The organism is Mesorhizobium sp. L103C119B0 (assembly GCF_000502235.1).
Lineage (GTDB): Bacteria > Pseudomonadota > Alphaproteobacteria > Rhizobiales > Rhizobiaceae > Mesorhizobium.
Genome location: NZ_AYXE01000007.1, coordinates 106,508 through 126,996, shown reverse-complemented (window position 1 = coordinate 126,996; position 20,489 = coordinate 106,508). Strand labels below are relative to the sequence as shown.

At 62.5% G+C, this 20,489-nt stretch carries 26 protein-coding genes; 13 read left to right on the top strand and 13 right to left on the bottom strand.

Translation table 11 applies throughout. The features are described from left to right. Positions 1–90 precede the first annotated feature (90 nt). The 3 genes from X728_RS152940 to X728_RS152950 form a co-directional block, all read right to left on the bottom strand. Positions 91–606 (bottom strand): winged helix DNA-binding protein, encoded by a 516-nt coding sequence (locus X728_RS152940; protein ID WP_023672997.1) that lies wholly within the window; start codon positions 604–606, stop codon positions 91–93. 203 nt (positions 607–809) lie between these two features. Next, positions 810–1,232, bottom strand: coding sequence for a DUF6163 family protein (locus X728_RS152945; RefSeq protein ID WP_023682398.1), 423 nt, complete (start codon positions 1,230–1,232; stop codon positions 810–812). Continuing rightward, a complete protein-coding gene (locus tag X728_RS152950; RefSeq protein WP_023831603.1) occupies positions 1,229–2,266 on the bottom strand; it encodes an enoyl-CoA hydratase/isomerase family protein in 1,038 nt (345 codons plus the stop codon). Before X728_RS152950 ends, X728_RS152945 begins: the two co-directional genes overlap by 4 nt. Positions 2,267–2,446: 180 nt before the next feature. Between X728_RS152950 and X728_RS1000000171580 the strand changes: the two genes are divergently transcribed. The 3 genes from X728_RS1000000171580 to hemB all read left to right on the top strand — a co-directional run bounded on the left by X728_RS1000000171580 (position 2,447) and on the right by hemB (position 4,095). Beyond that, complete coding sequence (locus X728_RS1000000171580; protein WP_245260289.1) at positions 2,447–2,698, top strand: pyridoxamine 5'-phosphate oxidase family protein; 252 nt, start codon at positions 2,447–2,449, stop codon at positions 2,696–2,698. After that, on the top strand, positions 2,658–2,951 hold the full coding sequence (locus tag X728_RS1000000171575) for a hypothetical protein (RefSeq protein WP_245260449.1): 294 nt from the start codon (positions 2,658–2,660) through the stop codon (positions 2,949–2,951). Before X728_RS1000000171580 ends, X728_RS1000000171575 begins: the two co-directional genes overlap by 41 nt. Positions 2,952–3,039: 88 nt before the next feature. After that, positions 3,040–4,095, top strand: a complete 1,056-nt coding sequence (gene hemB / locus X728_RS152955; RefSeq protein ID WP_023831602.1) for a porphobilinogen synthase — start codon at positions 3,040–3,042, stop codon at positions 4,093–4,095. A 2-nt stretch (positions 4,096–4,097) separates the two neighbouring features. Here the strand turns inward: hemB and X728_RS0135155 are convergent, their stop codons facing one another. Further along, complete coding sequence (locus X728_RS0135155) at positions 4,098–4,862, bottom strand: DUF1629 domain-containing protein (RefSeq protein WP_023697454.1); 765 nt, start codon at positions 4,860–4,862, stop codon at positions 4,098–4,100. Between the two features lie 140 nt (positions 4,863–5,002). Continuing rightward, positions 5,003–5,329 carry a DUF1330 domain-containing protein gene (locus X728_RS152960; protein ID WP_023673003.1) on the bottom strand — a complete coding sequence of 109 codons (327 nt, stop codon included), beginning with the start codon at positions 5,327–5,329 and terminating at the stop codon, positions 5,003–5,005. 176 nt (positions 5,330–5,505) lie between these two features. Between X728_RS152960 and X728_RS152965 the strand changes: the two genes are divergently transcribed. Both X728_RS152965 and X728_RS152970 read left to right on the top strand, forming a co-directional pair. Continuing rightward, positions 5,506–6,201: a helix-turn-helix domain-containing protein gene (locus X728_RS152965; RefSeq protein ID WP_023682403.1), complete on the top strand. Its 696-nt coding sequence runs from the start codon at positions 5,506–5,508 to the stop codon at positions 6,199–6,201. A 110-nt stretch (positions 6,202–6,311) separates the two neighbouring features. After that, positions 6,312–6,956, top strand: a complete 645-nt coding sequence (locus X728_RS152970; RefSeq protein WP_023697456.1) for a dihydrofolate reductase family protein — start codon at positions 6,312–6,314, stop codon at positions 6,954–6,956. Positions 6,957–7,145: 189 nt separating this feature from the next. On the opposite strand, the gene ppk2 is transcribed toward X728_RS152970, so the two are convergent. Continuing rightward, a complete protein-coding gene (ppk2, locus tag X728_RS152975) occupies positions 7,146–8,066 on the bottom strand; it encodes a polyphosphate kinase 2 (RefSeq protein WP_023682405.1) in 921 nt (306 codons plus the stop codon). 243 nt (positions 8,067–8,309) lie between these two features. Here ppk2 and X728_RS152980 point away from each other — a divergent pair, with 243 nt between their 5' ends. Next, complete coding sequence (locus X728_RS152980; protein WP_023700559.1) at positions 8,310–9,353, top strand: aldo/keto reductase; 1,044 nt, start codon at positions 8,310–8,312, stop codon at positions 9,351–9,353. A 20-nt stretch (positions 9,354–9,373) separates the two neighbouring features. Here the strand turns inward: X728_RS152980 and X728_RS152985 are convergent, their stop codons facing one another. Next, a complete protein-coding gene (locus tag X728_RS152985; protein WP_023753659.1) occupies positions 9,374–10,345 on the bottom strand; it encodes a glycosyl transferase family 90 in 972 nt (323 codons plus the stop codon). A 178-nt stretch (positions 10,346–10,523) separates the two neighbouring features. On the opposite strand from X728_RS152985, the gene X728_RS1000000168855 reads away from it, so the two are divergent. Then, positions 10,524–10,682 (top strand): hypothetical protein, encoded by a 159-nt coding sequence (locus tag X728_RS1000000168855; protein ID WP_023673009.1) that lies wholly within the window; start codon positions 10,524–10,526, stop codon positions 10,680–10,682. A gap of 72 nt (positions 10,683–10,754) precedes the next feature. Here the strand turns inward: X728_RS1000000168855 and X728_RS152990 are convergent, their stop codons facing one another. Beyond that, positions 10,755–10,988: a DUF982 domain-containing protein gene (locus X728_RS152990; protein WP_245259900.1), complete on the bottom strand. Its 234-nt coding sequence runs from the start codon at positions 10,986–10,988 to the stop codon at positions 10,755–10,757. Between the two features lie 109 nt (positions 10,989–11,097). After that, the gene (locus X728_RS152995) at positions 11,098–11,763 is read right to left on the bottom strand and encodes a GntR family transcriptional regulator (RefSeq protein WP_023742859.1); all 666 of its coding nucleotides are present in this window, start codon (positions 11,761–11,763) and stop codon (positions 11,098–11,100) included. A 150-nt stretch (positions 11,764–11,913) separates the two neighbouring features. On the opposite strand from X728_RS152995, the gene X728_RS153000 reads away from it, so the two are divergent. Both X728_RS153000 and X728_RS153005 read left to right on the top strand, forming a co-directional pair. Then, positions 11,914–13,179, top strand: a complete 1,266-nt coding sequence (locus X728_RS153000; protein ID WP_023831601.1) for a multidrug efflux MFS transporter — start codon at positions 11,914–11,916, stop codon at positions 13,177–13,179. A 43-nt stretch (positions 13,180–13,222) separates the two neighbouring features. After that, complete coding sequence (locus tag X728_RS153005; protein WP_023831600.1) at positions 13,223–13,597, top strand: DUF423 domain-containing protein; 375 nt, start codon at positions 13,223–13,225, stop codon at positions 13,595–13,597. A gap of 36 nt (positions 13,598–13,633) precedes the next feature. Here the strand turns inward: X728_RS153005 and X728_RS1000000171015 are convergent, their stop codons facing one another. After that, positions 13,634–13,777, bottom strand: coding sequence for a hypothetical protein (locus X728_RS1000000171015; RefSeq protein WP_023697463.1), 144 nt, complete (start codon positions 13,775–13,777; stop codon positions 13,634–13,636). A gap of 103 nt (positions 13,778–13,880) precedes the next feature. Continuing rightward, a complete protein-coding gene (locus X728_RS1000000171010) occupies positions 13,881–14,024 on the bottom strand; it encodes a hypothetical protein (protein ID WP_023673015.1) in 144 nt (47 codons plus the stop codon). 146 nt (positions 14,025–14,170) lie between these two features. Between X728_RS1000000171010 and X728_RS153010 the strand changes: the two genes are divergently transcribed. Beyond that, complete coding sequence (locus tag X728_RS153010) at positions 14,171–15,253, top strand: substrate-binding domain-containing protein (protein WP_023682412.1); 1,083 nt, start codon at positions 14,171–14,173, stop codon at positions 15,251–15,253. Positions 15,254–15,268: 15 nt separating this feature from the next. Here the strand turns inward: X728_RS153010 and opgC are convergent, their stop codons facing one another. Continuing rightward, on the bottom strand, positions 15,269–16,504 hold the full coding sequence (opgC, locus tag X728_RS153015) for an OpgC domain-containing protein (protein WP_023831599.1): 1,236 nt from the start codon (positions 16,502–16,504) through the stop codon (positions 15,269–15,271). Between the two features lie 217 nt (positions 16,505–16,721). On the opposite strand from opgC, the gene X728_RS0135150 reads away from it, so the two are divergent. Then, a complete protein-coding gene (locus X728_RS0135150; protein WP_245260287.1) occupies positions 16,722–17,393 on the top strand; it encodes an alpha/beta hydrolase in 672 nt (223 codons plus the stop codon). Positions 17,394–17,451: 58 nt separating this feature from the next. Here the strand turns inward: X728_RS0135150 and sthA are convergent, their stop codons facing one another. Beyond that, a complete protein-coding gene (gene sthA, locus X728_RS153020) occupies positions 17,452–18,840 on the bottom strand; it encodes a Si-specific NAD(P)(+) transhydrogenase (RefSeq protein ID WP_023682415.1) in 1,389 nt (462 codons plus the stop codon). A gap of 190 nt (positions 18,841–19,030) precedes the next feature. Here sthA and X728_RS153025 point away from each other — a divergent pair, with 190 nt between their 5' ends. Together X728_RS153025 and X728_RS153030 are read left to right on the top strand one after the other, a co-directional pair. Continuing rightward, positions 19,031–19,501, top strand: a complete 471-nt coding sequence (locus X728_RS153025) for an RDD family protein (RefSeq protein ID WP_023673020.1) — start codon at positions 19,031–19,033, stop codon at positions 19,499–19,501. Between the two features lie 139 nt (positions 19,502–19,640). Further along, positions 19,641–20,405 carry an arginyltransferase gene (locus X728_RS153030; RefSeq protein WP_023682417.1) on the top strand — a complete coding sequence of 255 codons (765 nt, stop codon included), beginning with the start codon at positions 19,641–19,643 and terminating at the stop codon, positions 20,403–20,405. Positions 20,406–20,489 lie beyond the last annotated feature (84 nt).

The following is a 20,489-nucleotide window of genomic DNA, read 5'->3' as shown; positions in this document are numbered from 1 at the left end:
AGGCCGGTGCTTTTCGGCACCGGCCTGTTGGCTGAGACTTTCCTCCGGCCGCGCTTCTTCCGGCGCAGCTGCTATTCAATGGCCCGCTGATTACATCCGGTAGGCGATGGTGTCGTTCCAGAAGCGGTCGAGGCGCTGCAGCGCGCGGTTCATCTGCTTGAACTCTTCGCTGTTGATGCCGCCGACCTGTTCGATCGAGCCGACATGGCGCTCATAAAGACCGGCGACGACTTCCGCCACTTCATTGCCCTTCGGCGTCAGCGAAACGCGGACCGAACGGCGGTCGATGCGCGAGCGCTGGTGGTTGATGAAGCCGAGATCGACCAGCTTCTTCAGATTGTAGGAGACGTTCGAGCCGAGATAGTAGCCACGCGAGCGCAGCTCGCCGGCGGTCAGTTCGGAATTGCCGATATTGAACAGAAGCAGCGCCTGGATGGCATTGATGTCGGAACGGCCGTTGCGGTCGAACTCGTCCTTGATCACGTCAAGCAGACGGCGATGCAGACGCTCCACCAGCTGCAGCGATTCCATGTAAAGCGAACGGATAGCCTCGCGGCGATCGTCGGATACGTTGGCGGTCTTCGCCGCCGGACGCGAATTGATCATTGTCTTTGCCTCTCGTTTGTCGCCCTGGTGATTTTTTGTTTTTCACCTTGATTGCGACACTATCGAATACTCATAAAATTCGACTTAAACGCTAGGGCTAACAAGAGCTTACCGGTAATAGGTTTCGCAAGACGCTTAACGAACGGTCACCCGAGCAAGGATAATTAACCTAAAGATTTAGCCAATGGCTGCGGGGCGGCGTTTCAGGCGCGCGCGGGGCGCTTGCGCATCCAGATAACGACGCGGAAGGCGATGTAGAGCAGCGCCACCGCGGCATGCGAGAAGACGATCAGCGGCCGGTGGCCGTACAGATCGGGGAAGCCGGCATACATGATGGTCTCGGTCACCGCGCAGATGAACCAGATCACCGGGCCCCACGACGCCAGCATCCAGAGGCCGGCGGCGGCGAAGGGGAAGAACACGGCCAGCATCACCGCCACGACCTGCCAGTGCACCGGCATCAGGTCGAAGCGCCACAGCGGGCCGGGATAAAAGCCGATCAGCCGTATCCAGTACAGGATGCCGAACAGCAGGCAATAGCCCGCTATGACGCGCTGGAACCAGGCGAAGATGATCTCGACACCCGAGGGCTGCAGCACGATGCGCCGCGACGTGACCTCGCTCACAGTTCGAGCTCCCGTTCGAGCGGCGCGAAATAGGCGTCCACCGAAGCAGCGTCGACCTCGGCCAGGCTTGCCGGCCGCCACTGCGGCGTCGAACCCTTGTCGACGAGGACGGCGCGGATGCCTTCATAGAAGTCGTGCCCGGCCAGCATGCGGTTGAGGATGCGGAACTCCATCTTCATGCAGGCTTCCATCGACAGCGTCAGCCCGGCGCTGATCTGGCGCCACGCGACATTAAGGCTGGTCGGCGAGCGGGTGCGGATGGTGGCCAGCGTCTTGGCGGCAAACTCGTCGGCGCCTGCCGCCCGCTCCAGGCTCTCGAGGATTTCGGCGAGCGAGGGTTGGGAAAAATGCCGGGCAATGGCTTCCAACACCGGCTGGCCGGTCTCGCGCCTGGCCGGCACGAAAAAGCCGCGCAGCACCGATTCCGGATCGCCATTGGCGCAGAGCCGGTCGAGAAAGGCAGCCTGGTCGGCGGCCTTGATGGTGTGGGTGGCCAGGCCAGACCACAGCGCATCGCCATAGCGGATGCGGTTGCCGGTCAGCGCCAGATACATGCCGAAGCTGCCGCCGAGGTCAGGCAGCAGATGGCTGCCGCCCACGTCGGGGAAGAAACCGATGCCGACTTCGGGCATGGCGAACTGGGCGTTCTCGGTCAGCACGCGCTGCGAGCCGTGGAAAGAGATGCCGACGCCCCCGCCCATCACGATCCCGTCGATCAGCGCGACATAGGGCTTTTTGTAACTGTTGATGCGGGCGTTGAGCCGGTATTCGTCGGCGAAGAACTCGACCGGCGGCTTCCCGGCGCGGGCCTCGTAGACGTGCATGATGTCGCCGCCGGCGCAAAACGCTCTGCCCTCGGCCTTGACGACGACGACATCGACGCCGGTATCGCGTTCAAAAGCGTCGAGCGCCTTGTCCAGCGCCTTGATCATGCGATGTGTCAGCGCATTGAGCGCCTGCGGCCGCGTCAGCGTGACGACGCCCGCCTTGCCCAACCGTTCGAAGCGGATCTCGTCGCCGCCGCCAAAAACCATCGTCAGAGAATCCCTCCCCGCGCCTGCGGGACTGAAGTGCTAAAGGTGGCGCATGGGTGCGTCAACCGGCGGGCGCGGTTTGGATTTTCGCAAGGGAACGCGACCGTGCTTTGCCCCCGACAGAAATGCGCGCAAAATTGCCGGGCAAAACAGCCTTTCTTCTGATGCAGGGACAAACGCATGACGCTTGAAACCGCAGCGCCGAGCCATGGCTGGGAGATGCCGAAAAAGTTCGACCCGGATGATGTTCTCAGCCGCCCGCTGATGGCCAATCTGGCGACCGTGACGCCTGACGGCGCGCCGCGCAACGCGCCGATGTGGTTCATCTGGGAGGACGCTGCGATCTGGCTGCTCGGCTCGACCGGGGCAAGTGCTGTCAAACACCTCGAACGTGACCCGCTGCGCCGTGGAGATCGTCCATTTCGACAATGAGGCCGGCATCCTGCTGCATCTCGGCCTGCGCGGCGTCGCCACCATCGAAGCGATGGCGCCGAACCGCTTCAAACGGCTGCTGCACAAATATCTCGGCCCGGAGGCGACCTGGAACCGCTGGTTCATCGACAATGTGGCCGACATCGACCATCCGGACGGGCGCCTGATCCGGCTCGCCCCGGAGAGCATCTTCACCAACAATGTGTCGTTCTTCAAAACCGGCCCCGAGCTGGCGTGGCCGCCGAAGCCGTAAGCAGCGCGTTATCGACTGGCACAATCGTGTCGCATTGGTCAGAGGCAAGGCCTCGTGGTAAAAGCCGCCTCGACCCGGAGTTTTTGCGATGAACAAATTCACTCCCGCGACGAGCAACAAATTCGCACCGGCAAAGCCCGCCGGTGCGCGCAGCGTCGACGAGATCACCGGCAGCCGCCGCTTGCGGCGCATGCGCAAGGCCGACTGGTCGCGCCGCCTGGTGCAGGAAAACCGGCTTACCGTGGACGATCTGATCTGGCCGATCTTCGTGATCGACGGCAAGAACACGCGCGAGCCGATCGCCGCCATGCCCGGCGTCTTCCGCCTGTCGCTGGACCTCGCCGTCAAGGAGGCCGAGCGGGCCGCTAAGCTCGGCATTCCGGCGATCGCCACCTTCCCCAATGTTGAACTCAGCCTGCGCGACCAGACGGGATCGCACATCCTCGACCCGGAAAACATCATCAACCGCGCCACCCGCGCCATCAAGGACGCGGTGCCGGAGATCGGCATCATCACCGATGCGGCGCTCGACCCGTTCACCTCGCACGGCCATGACGGCATCTTGCGCGACGGCATCATCGTCAATGACGAGACAGTGGAACAGGTGACCGCCGCGGCCGTCATCCAGGCAGCGGCCGGCGCCGACATCATCGCGCCGTCCGACATGATGGACGGCCGCATCGGCGCCATCCGCGACGCACTCGACGCCAATGGTTTTCAGGATGTGGCGATCATGTCCTATGCGACGAAATTCGCCTCCGCCTTCTACGGCCCCTTTCGCGAGGCGGTCGGCACCGCCGGCCTGCTCAAGGGCGACAAGAAGACCTACTATCTCGACCACGCCAATTCCGACGAAGCGGTGCGCGAGGCCGAGCAGGATATCGCCGAGGGCGCCGACATGCTGATGGTCAAGCCCGGCCTGCCCTATCTCGACATCATCCGCCGGCTGAAGGACGAGTTCCAGATGCCGACCTTCGCCTACCAGGTGTCAGGCGAATATTCGATGATCAAGGCGGCGGCCGCCAATGGCTGGATCGACGGCGAAAAGGCAATGCTGGAGAGCCTGCTCGCCTTCAAGCGCGCCGGCTGCGACGGCATCCTGACTTACTTCGCGCCGGAAGTGGCGCAAATGCTGAAGGGATAAATTCACTCCAGCACATAACTCTCTTTGACATTTCTTGTTTCGAAGTCCAGCCGACCACGCCCGCAAACCGACATGTCTTGGAACAAGTCGGGCTTCTTGATGCCTGCTTCAACACAGGCTTCTCTCAATTTGGGGGTGCAAATGACAATGCCCATGTTCTTCTGTTTGAAGATATGCGCATCGCCAACAATCTCCTCCTTGAAATAGAAGCAGGCGCCTCCGGCGCGGTCGTAGTGGACGCCTCCATTCTCGCCGATCAAAAGCCTAAACTTCGACGATTCGAGATCCACGGCATCAATCTTGCGAACGATGTCGCAAAGGTAGTGCTTTGGTTCGATCGGCTTTCCGCTCAAATAGAATACGTCGCAGTCGTTAAACACGACCCCATCGGGGTCGACTGACTGCAGAACGTCCTTCAGGCGCTCGGATACAAGCCAGTAACAATGAAAATCTTCTAAGTCTTTTGGTGGCCTGCAATAGGCTGTCGCTTCAGGCCGTAGCCTGGGCGTCTCCGGGTACTCAGGAAAGCCGTATCCCCCAAACTCCGTCGGCCCGAGCAGTATGCGGGGTGGCGGCACCAAAGCTTGGGCGTTTTCCAGCTGAAGACAATGGGACCCGCCGCGATATGTCGGTCCGATCTGGAAGAATTTTCCATGTTTCTTGAATTTCGCCTCTTTGCGGAAAACCCGCTCTGGGACTTGAGCTGGCCTATTCTGCGGGCGGTTCCGGTTGGCAAACAGTTTTGCAATGAGTGAAATAATGGTCACGTGCGCGCCTGCTCAGTTTACCGACTTTCGAGTTCAAGACTAAATCGCGTGAGAGTACCCGTCCACCTGCTTCGCGCCCGAAGTGGCGCAAATGCTGAAGGGTTAGCCGGAACCCTGATACACCGGGTTCCGGCTTTTCCTCACGCCTTCGGCAAATAAGGGATCGTTCCAGCGAGATCGGTATCGTCGATCAGTTGGAAGCGGCTGTCGCTGCCCTTCCGGCGCTCCGCCACAAACGGAGCGTATTGCGGATCGTTGGTGAAGGCTTCGGCTGCCTTTGCCGACGGAAACGCCATGATGGCGATCAGGCTGGTGTCGAGCGGCTTGCCCTCCAGCGTCTTCACATTGCCGCTGCGGGCGAGATACTTGCCGCCATGCTTGTGGACGAGGTCATGCACCGAAGCGGCATAGGCCGGCACCCATTTGTCGTCCTTCACCTTGATGTCTGCGATCACGTAAGCGGTCATTGTCCAACTCCTCATGGATCGGCACCGGACTGCCCGGTGACGTGACCGCTGCCTCGCATGGCGGCGCCGGACCGCTCCAGTCACAGAACTGTACCGGGGGTGCCAGTACAGCTTCTGTACTGGCTGAACTCAGGTTTTCTGAATAAGGTCCGGCAACATCTTTTGGAGCTCACCACATGACACAAGCCGGTTACAAGCAATTCTGCCCGCTCTCCATGGCCGCCGAGCTGCTCTGCACACGCTGGACCATGGTGCTGCTGCGCGAACTGGTGGCGGGATCGACCCGCTTCAACGATTTGCGCCGCGGCGTGCCGAAAATGTCGCCAACCCTTCTGTCGCAACGGCTCAAGGACCTCGAGGCCGGCGGCATCGTCGAGCGGACCGAGATCGCGACCGAGAAGGGCGTGTTCGAATACCGGCTGACCGAGGCGGGCCGGGATTTGCGCCCGGTTGTCGAGGCGATGGGGTTTTGGGGCCAGAAATGGGTCGAGGCCAGGCTGTCGCTCAAAAACCTCGATCCGTCGCTGCTGATGTGGGACATGCGGCGCAATCTGAACCCCAGTCCGCTGCCGGACGGGCGCACCGTGATACAATTCCTGTACCATGACCTGCCGGCGTCAAAACGATCGTGGTGGCTGATCGTCGAAAAGCAGGGCGAGGTCGATCTTTGCTGGTACGATCCGGGCTTCGACGTCGATCTCTACGTCTCGACCGATCTGTGCACCATGACCTCGATCTGGATGGGGCTGACGACAGTTCACAAGGAACGCGACAAGATCAGCCTGACCGGCGATCTCGACGTCGCCGGCAAGATGCAGATCTGGCTTGGGCTCAGCCCGTTTGCGGTGATGCCGAAGCGCGTGGCGGCTTGAGGTCCCTGCGCATTCCACAGATCGGCTTGCCTCTAAAAATACTAGTTGCAAAATGCAATCAGTTTGAATACTGATTGCAAATCACAACTGGTCACCGAAAGGGAGTCTCCATGTCCAAACTTCGCGTCAATGCCTTCACCTTGTCGCTCGACGGTTTCGGCGCCGGTCCTGACCAGGACCTGCAAAATCCGCTCGGCGTTGGTGGCGAATATCTGCACAAATGGATGACCGGCACCCGCACCTTCCATGAGATGGTCGGCAAGGATGGCGGCACCACCGATGTGGACGACCGGTTCACTGTCCGCAGCTTCGACAATGTCGGGGCCTGGATCCTCGGCCGCAACATGTTCGGCCCGATCCGTGGCGAATGGCCAGACGAGAGCTGGAAAGGCTGGTGGGGCGACAACCCGCCCTATCACGTGCCGACCTTCGTGCTGACCCACTACAAGCGCGACCCCATTGTGATGGAAGGCGGCACCGTTTTCCACTTCGTTGCCGGCGGCATCCACGCCGCGCTCGAACAAGCAAAGGCCGCGGCCGGCGGCAAGGATGTCCGCGTCGGCGGCGGCGTTTCCACCATCCGGCAATATCTGCAAGAGAAGCTCATCGACGAGTTGCATCTGGCGGTGTCGCCGGTGTTGCTCGGGAGGGGCGAGAGCCTGTTTGCCGGGCTGGATATGCTGAAGCTGGGTTACCAGTGCACCGAGCAGGTGGCGACAGCGCTCGCCACGCATGTGACGATCAAGCGGGTGTAGTGGCGAAGTGATAGGCGCAGGCTTCTTTCTCCCCGTTCTACGGGGAGAAATGCCCGGCAGGCAATGAGGGGCAGCGCTGCTTTTGGAGGTTAGCAGCGTCCGACGGCTGTGAATTCGTCGATGCCGGCGCTGCCCCTCATCCGCCCTTCGGGCACCTTCTCCCCGTGAAACGGGGAGAAGGAAAAGTGCTCAATACTTCTCCGGCACGTAAAGCTCGCGCGGCAGGACCTGGCGCTCGTACTCCGGGTTGAACACCCGCTCGGGCAGCGTGATTTCTTCGTGCGGCACGTCCTCATAGGGCAGCTGTTTGAGGAGATGGTCGATGCAGTTCAGCCGCGCCCGCTTCTTGTCGTTGCCTTCGACGATGTACCACGGTGCCTCTGGGATGTTGGTGCGGGCAAACGTCTCTTCCTTGGCCTTGGTGTACTGCTCCCAGCGCACGCGCGACTGCAGGTCCATCGGCGACAGCTTCCACTGCTTCATCGGGTCGTGGATGCGCATCATGAAGCGCATCTGCTGTTCCTCGTCGGTGATCGAGAACCAGTATTTGACCAGCGTGACGCCGGAGCGGACCAGCATGCGCTCGAACTCCGGCACGTCGCGGAAGAACTCTTCGACCTGATCGGGTTCGGCAAAGCCCATCACCCGCTCGACGCCGGAGCGGTTGTACCAGGAGCGGTCGAACAGCACGATCTCGCCGCCGGCCGGCAGATGCGGCACGTAGCGCTGGAAATACCACTGCGATTTTTCGCGCTCGGTCGGCGCCGGCAGCGCCACGACGCGGCAGATGCGCGGGTTGAGGCGCTGGGTGATGCGCTTGATGACGCCGCCCTTGCCGGCGGAATCGCGTCCTTCGAAAACCACCACCAGCTTCTTCTTGTGGTAGGCGACCCAGGACTGCAGCTTGATCAGTTCCGACTGCAAGCCGATCAGGTCGCGGAAATACTGCATGCGGTCGATCGACGGCGGATGCGCGTTCTTGTAGATCTTGGAGATCTCCAGCGACAGCGCCGGCTCCGACATTTCAAGCTCATAGTCCTCGTCGAGCATGTCGGCGAGTTCGGCTTCCAGCCAATCCCTGGCCGGAGAATTCTGCTTCAACTCGGTCATTTCCACTGCTCCGCTTGCCGGCTGGCATGAAACCCTGAGCCGACTCGATATAGGCCGCCAATGACGGTTTTATTGCAAGCCGCCGGCCAGCCGGTCATCACTGCAAACCAGCGAGCATTGCCGATCCATCGCCCTGGGATGGCGACAAGCCGCTCAAATTGTCCTACAATTGGCGGACCCCTTCGGGCTTCCCCGCCCTTTCCTGCTAAAACCGCCTCCCCACCAAAACTACGAGGATCTGACATGGAATACCGCACGCTTGGCCGTTCCGGCTTGAAAGTTTCGGCGCTGACCTTGGGAACCATGACCTTCGGCGGCAGCGGGCCGTTCGCCGCCGTCGGCAATTCCGATCTCGCGGAGGCCTCGCGCATCATCGACACTTGCATCGATGCCGGCATCAATCTCATCGACACCGCCAATGTCTATTCCAACGGTCTGTCGGAAGAGATCATCGGCGAGGCGCTCGGCGGCAAGCGCAAGAACGACGTGCTGATCGCCTCCAAGGCGCGCATGCGGATCGGCAAGGGCCCCAATGACGAAGGCCTGTCGCGCCATCATCTGATCCGCGAATGCGAGAAGAGCCTGAAGCGCCTCAGGACCGATGTCATCGACATCTATTTCCTGCACGAATGGGACGGCGCGACACCGCTCGAGGAAACCATCTCCGCGCTCGACACGCTGGTTGCCCAGGGCAAAATCCGCTATGTCGGCTGCTCCAACTATTCCGGCTGGCAGGTCATGAAGGCGCTCGGCATCAGCGACAGCCAGCACCAGCCGCGTTTCGTCACCCAGCAGATCCACTACACGCTGGAAGCACGCGAGGCCGAGTATGAGCTCTTGCCGATCTCGGTCGACCAGGGCCTTGGCGTGCTGGTGTGGAGCCCGCTCGCCGGCGGCCTGCTGTCGGGCAAATACCGCCGCGACAGTCCGACGGCGCGCCAGATCGGCGGCTGGTCGGAACCGCCGATCCGCGACGAGGGCCGGCTGTGGCGGATCGTCGACGTGCTGGTCGACATCGGCGCCACTCGCGGCGTCTCGGCGGCCCAGGTGGCGCTGGCTTGGCTGCTTGGCCGGCCGGCCGTCAGTTCGCTGGTGATCGGCGCACGCAACGAGGCCCAGTTGAAAGACAATCTCGCCGCGGCAAGCCTGACGCTGTCCTTTGATGAACGCCAGCGTCTCGATGCCGTCAGCCGGCCGCCGGTGCTCTATCCCTACTGGCACCAGCAGTTTACGGCGAAGGACCGCTTCGGCCCGGCCGATCTGGTTATGGACCGCAGCGTCATCTGACTTAAGGGCGCCGGAAGCCGCTAGCCCGCGATAAACCGCCAGACCTGCGGATCGGGCTCGATCTGGCCGCTGAGCACGAAATATTTGTAGAGCACGAGCAGGCAGATCGCCTGCTCGGCCCGCTCGTCGGCGAATTTGCGGCAATAGGCGTTGGCCGCCGCAACGATGCGCTGGGCCTCGGCCGGATGCTGCTCGAGATGATGCACCCGCTCGGCCAGATCGCTGAAGTCGGGCGCCAGCGGCACATAATGGACATCGGGCTCGAGCTGCCCCTCGGCGAACCAGGTCTCGTAAGTCGGCAGCGGCATCAGGCAGAGCGAGTTCGAGCTCATGATCCATTTCAGATTGGTCGCGACATCATTGCCTTCGAGCGAGATGATGTAGCGGTAGCGGCGCTGCTGATCGATGCTGAGATAGGGCTTGCGGTATTCCGCAGGTGCTGTCGCCCTCGGCGTGCCGACATCGCAGAACGGCAGATTGCGGGCTGCATCCAGCAACAAGGTGCGGATCGGATTGTTGAGTTCGCCGCGCCAAACGACGAGCGGATGCTTGTCGGCGAAGGCGACATCGTCGGCCGGCATGTAGAAATGACGGAACTTGTTCAGCTTGAACAGGACGCCGTTGCCGTTGTCGCCCGCTATCGGCCGATCCTTGACGATCGACGGCATCTTCGGCACTTCGATGACGTCGCCGAATTCCAGGTCGATGCGCAGATCTGGGTCGAAATAACGGGTGAACTCCTTCAGATCGTAATAGTACATGCTGCGGTCCGACGGCAGCCGGCTGACCGGCACGGCCTCGGGGCTGGGGCTAAAAGGCTCCCGCAGCGTGTTGTAGTAATTGAGCCGCTGGCGGACCGATGCGTCGGAAAGCCTGGCCTGATCGAGCAGCCGGCCGAGCCGGCGCCGGAAAAGAACCGGCGGCGCGATGTCGCGCATGGCGTTGCGCGCATAGTAGATCAGCTTCTGTGCGTTTCTTTGAAGCGTGGCCATCGGTCGTTTTGATTCGAAATCGGTCGGCGGCGGCTCCAGCAACTGTCCCGCAGCCTTTTCTAAACCATTGTGTTCGCCATCACGCAAGTCCAGAACCGCTGGCATCTGCCCTCGCGGCGCTGTTGTGTTTGCCGGCCAATGCTTCTAGGCAGGATCAGGCACAGCGAAAGGAAACGATATGGCTCGACCACCGAATTACGGTCAGGAACGCAAAGAGCGCGACCGGCAGAAGGCCGCCAAGAAGGCGGAGAAGCTCGCCGCCAAGGTCGCGGCCAAGGAGCGCGCCGAGCCTGAGAACGAGGCAAGTTCGAAAACCGACACCGAGACAGAAAAATAGGCAAGACAGGATCACCGGCCCGCGAAACGGGCCGGATCCTGGCAAAATGCCGGTCTGATCAGGCCGATGTGATCAGGCCGGGGCCTTGTCGCTGACGAAGACGTTGACCTCGCGCGCGGCGGCGATGAAGGCGCGTCTTGCAATCATCGCCGGCTTGTCGCCGGCCAGCGCGTCATGGCAGGCCTGCAGCGCTTCGCGGTGCTTGGGGCTGCGCTTGCCGGGCCAGCTGTTGAGCAGGTAATCGGAAGCCTCGCGCACCGTACGCAAGAGCTGAGTGCTTCCCTCCGTGCCCGACTTAACGGTCACGGGTGTTTCAAATCGGTTGTTTTCCATGGCCGCCTCTTACGCCATCGGCGTCCGCGAAGCGAGGCCGAAAGCGGATCGCGACGGCGTTCTTTCGTTTTCGTGACCAGTATCAAGCGGCGACGACGGCAAAACCCCTGGCGCGCAGGCCGCGCCGGTCATTGTGCAACGACGTCACCAGGCGGTCGCGGCTGCCGGCGATATGGGCCGAAAGTCGCGCCGCCGCCGCATCGGCATCGCCGGCCCGCACCGCCGCCAGAATGGCGTGATGCTCGCTCCAGGCGCGGCCAAGGGCCGCCTCGTCGCGCACCTCCAGCCAGCGCGCCCGCGACAGGCGCGTCATGGCATCGCGCACGGCCCGAAACAGGAACTCGTTGCCGGAGAGCCGCGCCAGTTCGATATGGAAATCCATGCCGACGCGGTGCCATTCCTCGCGCGGCGTGGCAGTGTCGCAGGAATCCAGCATCGCCTCGATGACATCGGCTGCGCTCCTGTCGGCCAGCGCCGAAGTCAGCCTGACCGCCGCGACCTCGACCGCTTCGCGGTACACAGCGATCTGTTCCAGTTCGGCAAGGTTGATCGGCGACACGGTCCAGCCGCGCCCGTCGCGGCAGATAAGCCCTTCCGTCTCCAGCCGCAGCAGGGCTGCCCTGACCGGCGTACGCGAGGCGCCGAAGCGGCTCTCGATCCAGCGCTCCGTCAGCCGCTCGCCAGGACCGACCTCGAGGCCAAGGATCATCTCGCGAAGCGCTTTTTCGACGATGTGCATCTGCGACATAGTTGCTTCCATTGCTGGCGATCGGCCTTGCCCGTTGGTCTTGCCGATCACATTGAGAGCGCCTGATTGACAGCAGCCGGGCTTTGCGTCCATGAGGGTACCAAGTTGGTATCCCAAAATGGTATCCGCAGCAAGCGGACAGGACAGGACATGCCGCAGGACAGTGCAGCGCGGGCCGCCGAAGCGCCTTCCACCTACAACATTCATTGGCGGCGCAACCTCTTCGTGTGCTTTGCCGGATCGTTCAGCACGCTTGTGGCGATGACGTTGCTGCTGCCGTTCCTGCCGCTCTATGTCGAACAGCTGGGCGCCGTGGGCCACGCGGCGATCGTGCAATGGTCCGGCATCGCTTTCGGCGCCACCTTCCTTGCCGCCGCCCTTGTCGCGCCACTGTGGGGACGGCTGGGTGACCGTTATGGCCGCAAGGTGATGCTGGTGCGCGCCAGTTTCGGCATGGCGATCTGCATGTCGCTGACCGGCATGGTGCAGACCGTCTGGCAATTGGTGCTTTTGCGCCTGTTGATCGGCTTTGCCGGCGGTTATTCCTCAGGCTCGACGATCCTTGTCGCCATGCAGACGCCGAAGGAGCGCTCCGGCTGGGCGCTTGGCGTGCTGTCGGCCGGCATCACCGCAGGCTCCCTGGTCGGCCCGTTGCTTGGCGGTGCGCTGCCGCCATTGATCGGTATTCGCGCTACCTTCCTCATCGCCGGCGGCGTCATTTTCCTGGCGGCGCTGGCGACGACGTTCCTGATAAAGGAGATGCCTCGCCCGCCAGTACAGGCAAAACGCGAGGAGAAACCAAAGGGCGGTTGGGCGCAGATCCCCGACAAACGCCCTGTCGTGGCCATGCTGGCGACCGGCATGCTGTTCACCTTCGCCAACATGTCGATCGAGCCGATCATCACCGTCTACGTCCAGCAACTGGTCGCGGACGCAAGCCGGGTGACCCTGGTCTCAGGTGTCGTCATGTCGGCGGCCGCACTCGGCGCCATCCTGTCGGCGTCACGGTTGGGCAAACTCGCCGACCGCATCGGCCACTGGAACGTCATCGTCGCATCGCTGGCCGTCTCGGCGCTGCTGTTGATACCGCAGGCCTTCGTCACCGAGAGCTGGCAGTTGGTCGGGCTGCGGTTCCTTATGGGTCTGGTGCTGGGCGGGCTGTTGCCCTGCATCACCAGCGTCATCCGCCACAATGTTCCCGATGGGGTCGGCGGCAATGTGCTGGGCCTGGCAATCTCGGCGCAATATGTCGGCCAGGTTGCGGGGCCGCTGCTGGGCGGCTTCGTCGGCGGCCATTTCGGCATGCGCGCGGTGTTTCTCGGCACGTCGTTGCTGATGGCGGGCGGTGCCGCGTATAATTGGCTGGCCCAGGCGCGCCGCACGCGCGACATGCTGGCGATATCGGAAAAATCCTGACAGACAGGTCGCGCCGCCTATCGTCAATCACGGAGCCCGAGACATGAGCATCGCCGAGTCAGCACCAGCAAACAGCGCGCGCATCCTCGTTTTCGCCGGCGGCATTGCCGGCGCGGCGGGCGTGGCGCTGTCGGCGGCTTCAGCGCATCTCGGCGGCGCGTTCGTCGGCACGGCCGCATCCTTCCTGCTCATGCATGCGCCGGTGTTTTTGGCCGTCGGCCTCGCCGGCGCAAGCCGGATCTTGCGGATCGGCAGCCTGGTGCTGCTCGTCGGGCTTGTTCTGTTCTGCGGCGATCTGCTGGCACGGGATTTCGTGGGATCGCGGCTGTTCCCGATGTCGGCGCCGATCGGCGGCACCTTGCTCATCGCGGGCTGGCTGGTGATCGCGGCCTCGGCGCTCGTGCGACAACGGACCTGACGGGGCAAGAACCCTGCCCCATCAAATATCGCAGATTTAATCCTGCCGGCTTTCCGGCAGCAGGTCGCGGTTGCGCTTGGCAGGCTTGGTCGGCCGCCGCCGTTGCGGCTGCTCCGTGGCAGGCGAGATACCCCAGTAATTGCGATAAATGTCTTCGAACAGATGTTTCACGGGATGCATGTTCGTTCTCCTCTTCAAGAACTTGAATCGATCCAATCAGCTGGCACGAAAATGTCTGGCCGATCAGCTGCGCTTGCGTTTCACAAGGTATTGGTCTGGCCGATCAGCTGCGCTTGCGTTTCACAAGGTATTGCAGGTCACGCCTCCACGGCCCGACCTTGTCGCGGCGCCTGCGGGTGGCGGCGTCGGAGACTATGCCCCAATCATTGCCGTAGATGTCTTCGAACAGATAATTCACGGGATGCATGGCACCCTCCTCTTGAATCGATCCAAGTTGTACTTAATGAATCCCTTGGATCGATTCAAATATAGACCCTCTCCGCCGTCCGATCAAGGGAAAATTTGAACCGATCCAACGAAAGTGCTAAACAGGCTCCGGTTCAGGAGACGAAAATGACGGCATTGACCTCCGGCAAGACGAGACCAGTGCGGCTTGCCGACATCGCCAAGGCGGCCGGGGTCTCGCACGGTACCGCGTCCAACGTGTTCGCTCGCCCGGAGATCGTGCGCGAAGAGGTCCGCGAGCGGGTCAAGGCGGCGGCGGAAGCGATGGGCTATGCCGGCCCGGATCCCAAGGGCCGGCTGCTGCGCGCCGGCAAGGTCAACGCCATCGGCGTGGCAACGGCGGAACCATTGTCCTATTTCTTCGACGATCCCTTTGCCCGCGTCATGATGGCCAGCATTTCGCAGGCCTGCGACGCCACCGGCGCCGGAATTTCGCTGGTCTCGGCCGCCAACAGCGAGCAGCTCGCCTGGAACATCCAGAGCGCCCTGGTCGACGGCTTCATCGTGTTCTGCATCGAGGGTGGGTCGCGGCTGGTCGAACTGGCGCGCGAACGCAAACTGCCTTTCGTGGCGCTTGATCTCGATTCGGAAAATGAGGCGGTCGCTGCGATCGGCGTCGACAACGTCGCCGGCGCGGGTCTGGCGGCGCGCCATCTGGCCGAGTTCGGCCATCGCAGCTTTGCCGTCCTCGCCCTGGAATCTGCCGACGCTGGCTTTGGTCCCGTCACGCAGGAGCAAGTCGAGACGACATCCCTCTACTCGGGCACACGCGACCGTCTGCGTGGCTATTTCGGCGAGCTCTCCCGCTTCGGCATCGACGTCTCGCAAGTGCCAATCTACGAAACCCTCAATGACGAGGCGAGCGTGCGGGCCGGCCTCGATCATATTTTCGCGCTGCCGCAGACGCCGACGGCAATCCTGGCCATGTCGGACAAGATCGCGCTGCATGCGCTCGACTGGCTGCGCGAGCGTAACATTGCCGTGCCGGGCGATGTGTCAATCGTCGGCTTCGACGGCGTGCCGGAAGGCGCCGACTCCGAGCCGCCACTAACCACTGTCGCCCAGCCGATCGCCGAGATGGGCCGGCTGGCCGTCAAGGCGATCCTCGAAAATGACGGCTCGCAGCACCGGCAATTGCTGCCGGTCGATCTTGTGGTGCGGGGGTCGTCCGGCCCCTCGCCTGCTAGCTAGGCGGCTGATGTGGGATCACCGGCTTAGCCTTGGCATCGCGGGCATGCCGAAGGTCTGGTGAACGGCTGGCGCTTCTTTGCGAACCGGCTTTTTGCCCAACCCGATGCCGGACAGCCACTCAAGATAGAAGGCGAGCGCGAATTGCATGGCGATGCCGGCCGAAATCAGCAAGGCGTCATAGGCAAAGCCGCCCGGATTGATCAGCTTCATCACCTGCGCCGCCATGGCGATCAGCGTGCCGGCGAGGAACACCGGCAAGGAGCGCTTGCCGAGCAGCGCTAGCGGGTGATCCGGGCTGAGACAGAACAGGTTCGAGAAAGCCGGCAGGGCGACGATCAGATAGCTCACCGCCAGTATGTGCAGGAGCCGCGGCAGCGACAGGAACGTCTTGTCGAAGCCGCCGATCACCACGGGCAGGTTAAACCATGTTATCTCGCCCCAGAGCGGGCTGTGCACCCAGACCGCCGCTGCCGCGACATAGGTCGCCGCGGCGCCCACCAGCCAGCGGTTCACCGGGAACGTGCCGCCGCGCCTGACATGCAGCATGCCGGCAAGGCCGATGTTGAACAGGAATTGCCAGGACAGCGGGTTGAGGAACCAGAAGCCGGGCTCGGGATAGTTCGGCGGCGCGATCTGCCAGAGGCCGGCGGCAAGCCACAGCGCGCCGGAAAAGACCAGCGCCGGGAGCGGCCGGTAGCTGACGAAGAGCAGGAAAAGCGGCGCCATCAACAGCAGCGCCGCATAGACCGGCAAAATGTTGTTGTAGCCAAGCTGGTGGCCGAGCGTGACAATGCCGATCATGACCTCCGGCGTGTTCTTCATCAGCGGCTCGATGTTGATCAGCTTGAGCAGTTCCGGCCGCCGGCCGTACACCGCCGCGGCGCAGAACAACGCCATCACAACCATGGTGGTGACGATGTGGGCACTGTAAAGCACGCCGGCCCGGCGCCACATCTTCAACATCGCCAGCAGCCGGCCGCCCGGCTGGAACTTGTTGCCATAGGCGAGTGCGACCGACATGCCGGAAATCAGCACGAAGGCTTCCGCCGCGTCCGAGAATCCGAAATTCTTGTAGGTCAGCGTTTCGAAGACGGTGCCCGGCACGTGGTCGATATAGATGGTCAGGAGTGCGAGCGCACGGAACACGTCAATGCGCGTGTCGCGATCGGGGATACGCGGAGCGCGATCGGCGATACGCGGAGCGCGATCGGCGATACGCGGGGCGCGATCGGGCGGGACTGGCAGGGTCATCGACAAAAGGCCTCAAAGGAGAGCAAGGATGCTCGCGTTGTTCATGCCGGGATGCGACCATCGGCGCACACCGCTTCGATTCCTCCCGCAGGGAGCATATCGGCGCAGAAACGGTCTGAAATGAGCCTGTTGCAATCACATTTGGCGGAGCGTGAAAATATTCCGTTTTGAAGCTGGCAAAGGACCAATGTCTCCGTGAAAACAACGAGATATGAGCGTGCATCGATATAGCGACGAGAACGCCTTTCTGCACCAGGATCTGGCCTTTCCCTACCGCCTCCTCAAGCCGGAGAATGCCGGCGGCGAGAGCCTGTTTTTACTGCACGGATCGGGTGTCGACGAAACGACGATGGTCCCGATTGCGAGGCAGATCGCCCCTAACGCCACGCTGGTCGCGGTGCGTGGCCGCATCCGCCAAGAAGACGGCTTCCGCTGGTTCGAGCGGATCACGCCGACCAGTTTCGAACAGGCGAGCATCCGTGCCGAAACATCGTACTTTGCCGCCTTCGCAAGCGAGGCCGCAAAGCGCCACGGGCTCGACCTCGCCCGGGCGACTTTCCTCGGCTATTCCAACGGCGCCAATCTGGTTTCCAGCCTGATGCTGCTCAACTCCGGCCTCGTCCGAAAAGCGGCGTTGCTGAGAGCAATGCCCGTGCTTGACGATGCGCCGGCAACCAATCTGACCGGAACGCGCGTCCTGATTGTCGCCGGTGCCGCCGATGAGACCTACGGGCCGTTTGCGCCGCCACTGGTGACGCTGCTCAACAAACATGGCGCCGAGGTCGATGCGCGCATCGTGCCTTCAGGTCACGAAATCGGCGACCCGGATGCCGCCATCGTCCGGCAGTGGCTTGCGGGACCAGCATTGGTCGCACGCCAGGCAGGCTAGGAGACCTCCGGTAGACCGCATCGGCGCCCGGCGGAACAGCTGAGCAGATGCTCGTCGCCTAGCCCTGTCCCATCCGGTTCCAAGCATCGAGCCCGGCGATCTTGTAGGCTTCGGCCAGCGTCGGATAGTTGAAGGTGTTGTTGACGAAGAAATCAACCGTGCCGCCGAGGTTGATCACCGCCTGGCCGATATGGATAAGTTCGGTGGCGCCTTCGCCGACGATGTGGGCGCCGAGCAGGCGGCGCGTTTCGACCGAGAACAGCAGTTTCAGAAAGCCGGAGTTGACGCCCATTATGTGGCCGCGCGAGGTTTCGCGGAACCGCGCCAGACCGACTTCATAAGCAGCGCCGCTCTCGCGCACCTGCTCCTCCGACTGACCAACGGTGGAGATTTCCGGCACGGCGTAGATGCCATAGGGGAAGGTTTCCGGCGGCGGTGGCAGTTGCACGCCGAAGGCGTGGCAGGCGGCCACCCTGCCCTGCTCCATCGATGTCGAGGCAAGGCTGGGGAAACCGATGACGTCGCCGGTGGCATAGATGTTGGGCGCACTGGTCTGGAAGGTCTGCGGATCGACCTTGATGCGGCCCCGGGAATCGGCCTCGATGCCGACCACGTCGAGGCCGAGGCTGCCGAGATTGCCGCTGCGGCCGGCGGCGTAAAGCACGATCTCGGAGCGGATGGTGCGGCCATCGGCGAGCGTCACTTCGGCATAGTCGGGTTTTGAGACGATTTCCTTGACCGTACTGCCGAGGCGAATGGTCATGCCGCGGTCGCGCATCTGGTGGATGAAGTCGTCGACGATCTCGCGGTCGACGAAATCGAGGATGGTGTTGCGCGGCTCCACCAGCGTCACCGGCACGTCGAGCGCCGAAAAGATCGTCGCATATTCAACGCCGATGACGCCGGCGCCGATCACCGTCAGCGTGCGCGGCAGATGGTCGAGTTCCAGCATCTCATCGCTGTCGAAGACGCGGATCTTGTCGAAAGGCACGTCGCGCGGCCGGTGCGGCCTGGTGCCGACCGCGATCAGCGCATTGGTGAAACCAACCTCCGAGTAGTCGCCATTGTCTGCCGTCAGGCTGACCTTGTTTGGGCCGACGAATTTCGCCATGGCGCGGACGCTTTTGACGGCGTTGCGCATAAACTGGTGCTGCAGCACCTCGACCTCGTGGTCGAGCGTCTTGTGCAGCCGCTCGACCAGGTCGGCGATGGAGATGTCCTGCTTGACCCGGTAGCCGCGGCCGTAAAAGCCCCGCTCGCGCCAGCCGGACAGGTTCAGCACCGTCTCGCGCAGCGTCTTCGACGGGATGGTGCCGGTGTGCACCGAGACGCCGCCGAGGCGCCGGCCCCTGTCGACCACCAGCACCGATTTGCCGAGCTTTGCCGATTGCACCGCGGCGCGGCGCCCGGAAGGGCCGCTGCCGATGACCAGCATGTCGTAATCCATGTAACCCCGTCCCCTCGGCGTCTTGTTGCGCCGCAGCAAGCTAACGCCATCCGTCCACCAAATTCAATCGGCTCAACCGCGCCACACTGCCGACCCGGACCGATGGACGAACCGATCTTGATTCCGCCCGCGGTCTTCACCATTTCAGTGGCGGCGCACCCTAGCGTGGCGCCTGTTACGAGGACATGACATGAACGCGCGCGTACTTGACGGCGAAATCATCACCAGCAGGCTCGACGACGTCAGGGCCTATGACGGTGTGCGCACGCGGCGCATCCTGGCCTTCATAATCGACTATTGCATCGTGGCGCTGCTCACCATTCCGTTCGCGATCCTGGTGGCCGTGCTTGGCCTTTTGACATTCGGTCTTGGCTGGGCGCTGTATTCCATCCTCGTGCCGGCGGTCGCCATTCTCTACATCTGGAACACGCTGGGCGGTCGCAACCAGGCCACATCAGGCATGAAGATGATGGGCATTCGGCTCGATCGTCTCGACGGCAGCCGTATCGACGGCCTCACCGCCGTTGTCCATTCGGTGCTGTTCTGGGCGAGCACGGTCATCCTGACGCCGCTCGTCCTCCTGGTGACGCTGTTTTCCGATCGCAAGCGCACACTGCACGACCTGCTGCTTGGCACGGTCGTCAGCCGCAGCGACCGTTGAACCGGCGTCCAACCGACGCCAACAGGCATTTGTGCGCAAATGTGAAGGGGTCCGTTCAACCCCGCCTTCACAATCCTGTTGAATTTTTCGCCAGCCAAGCCAAAGGTAGAGCGATTCGCAGGAGTGTTCCCAAGGTTCGATGACGCACCATCCGACCCAGTCGCCGCAGTTCTTCCTGACCGCGCCATCGCCGTGCCCGTATCTCGAGGGCCAGTTCGAACGCAAGGTGTTCACGCATCTGGTCGGCGACAAGGCGCCGGAGATGAACGATCTGTTGACGCAAGGCGGTTTCCGGCGCTCGCAGAACATCGCTTACCGTCCCGCCTGCGAGACCTGCCGCGCCTGCGTCTCGGTGCGTATCCTGGCGCAGGAGTTCACCGCCAGCCGCAACATGAAGCGGGTGATCCAGCGCAATTCCGATCTGATCGGCGCCATGCACGACGCGCAGCCGTCGACCGAGCAGTATTCGCTGTTTCGCGGCTATCTCGACGCTCGCCATCGCCGCGGCGGCATGTCCGACATGACGGTGCTCGACTACGCCATGATGGTCGAGGATACCCATGTCGACACCAAGGTGATCGAATACCGGCGCCGCGGCCCCGACACATTCATCACCGGCAAGGGCCAGGGCGAGCTGATCGCCGTGGCGCTGACCGACAAGATGGCCGATGGCCTGTCGATGGTCTATTCCTACTTCAATCCCGAGTTCGAGGACCGTTCGCTCGGCACCTTCATGATCCTCGACCACATCGCCCGCGCCAGGGCCATGGGCTTGCCCCATGTCTATCTCGGCTACTGGGTCAACGGCTCGCGCAAGATGAACTATAAGATGCGCTTCATGCCGCAGGAGCATCTCGGCCCGAAGGGCTGGGAACGCTACGACCACGAAGCGGTCACGCGCTGATTTTTCTTCTTACCAAATCCTGATCTAAACATTTTCAGCCGAGACGATGCTGGTCTTTCCGCCCGTTGGCGGGGCGATTGCGCC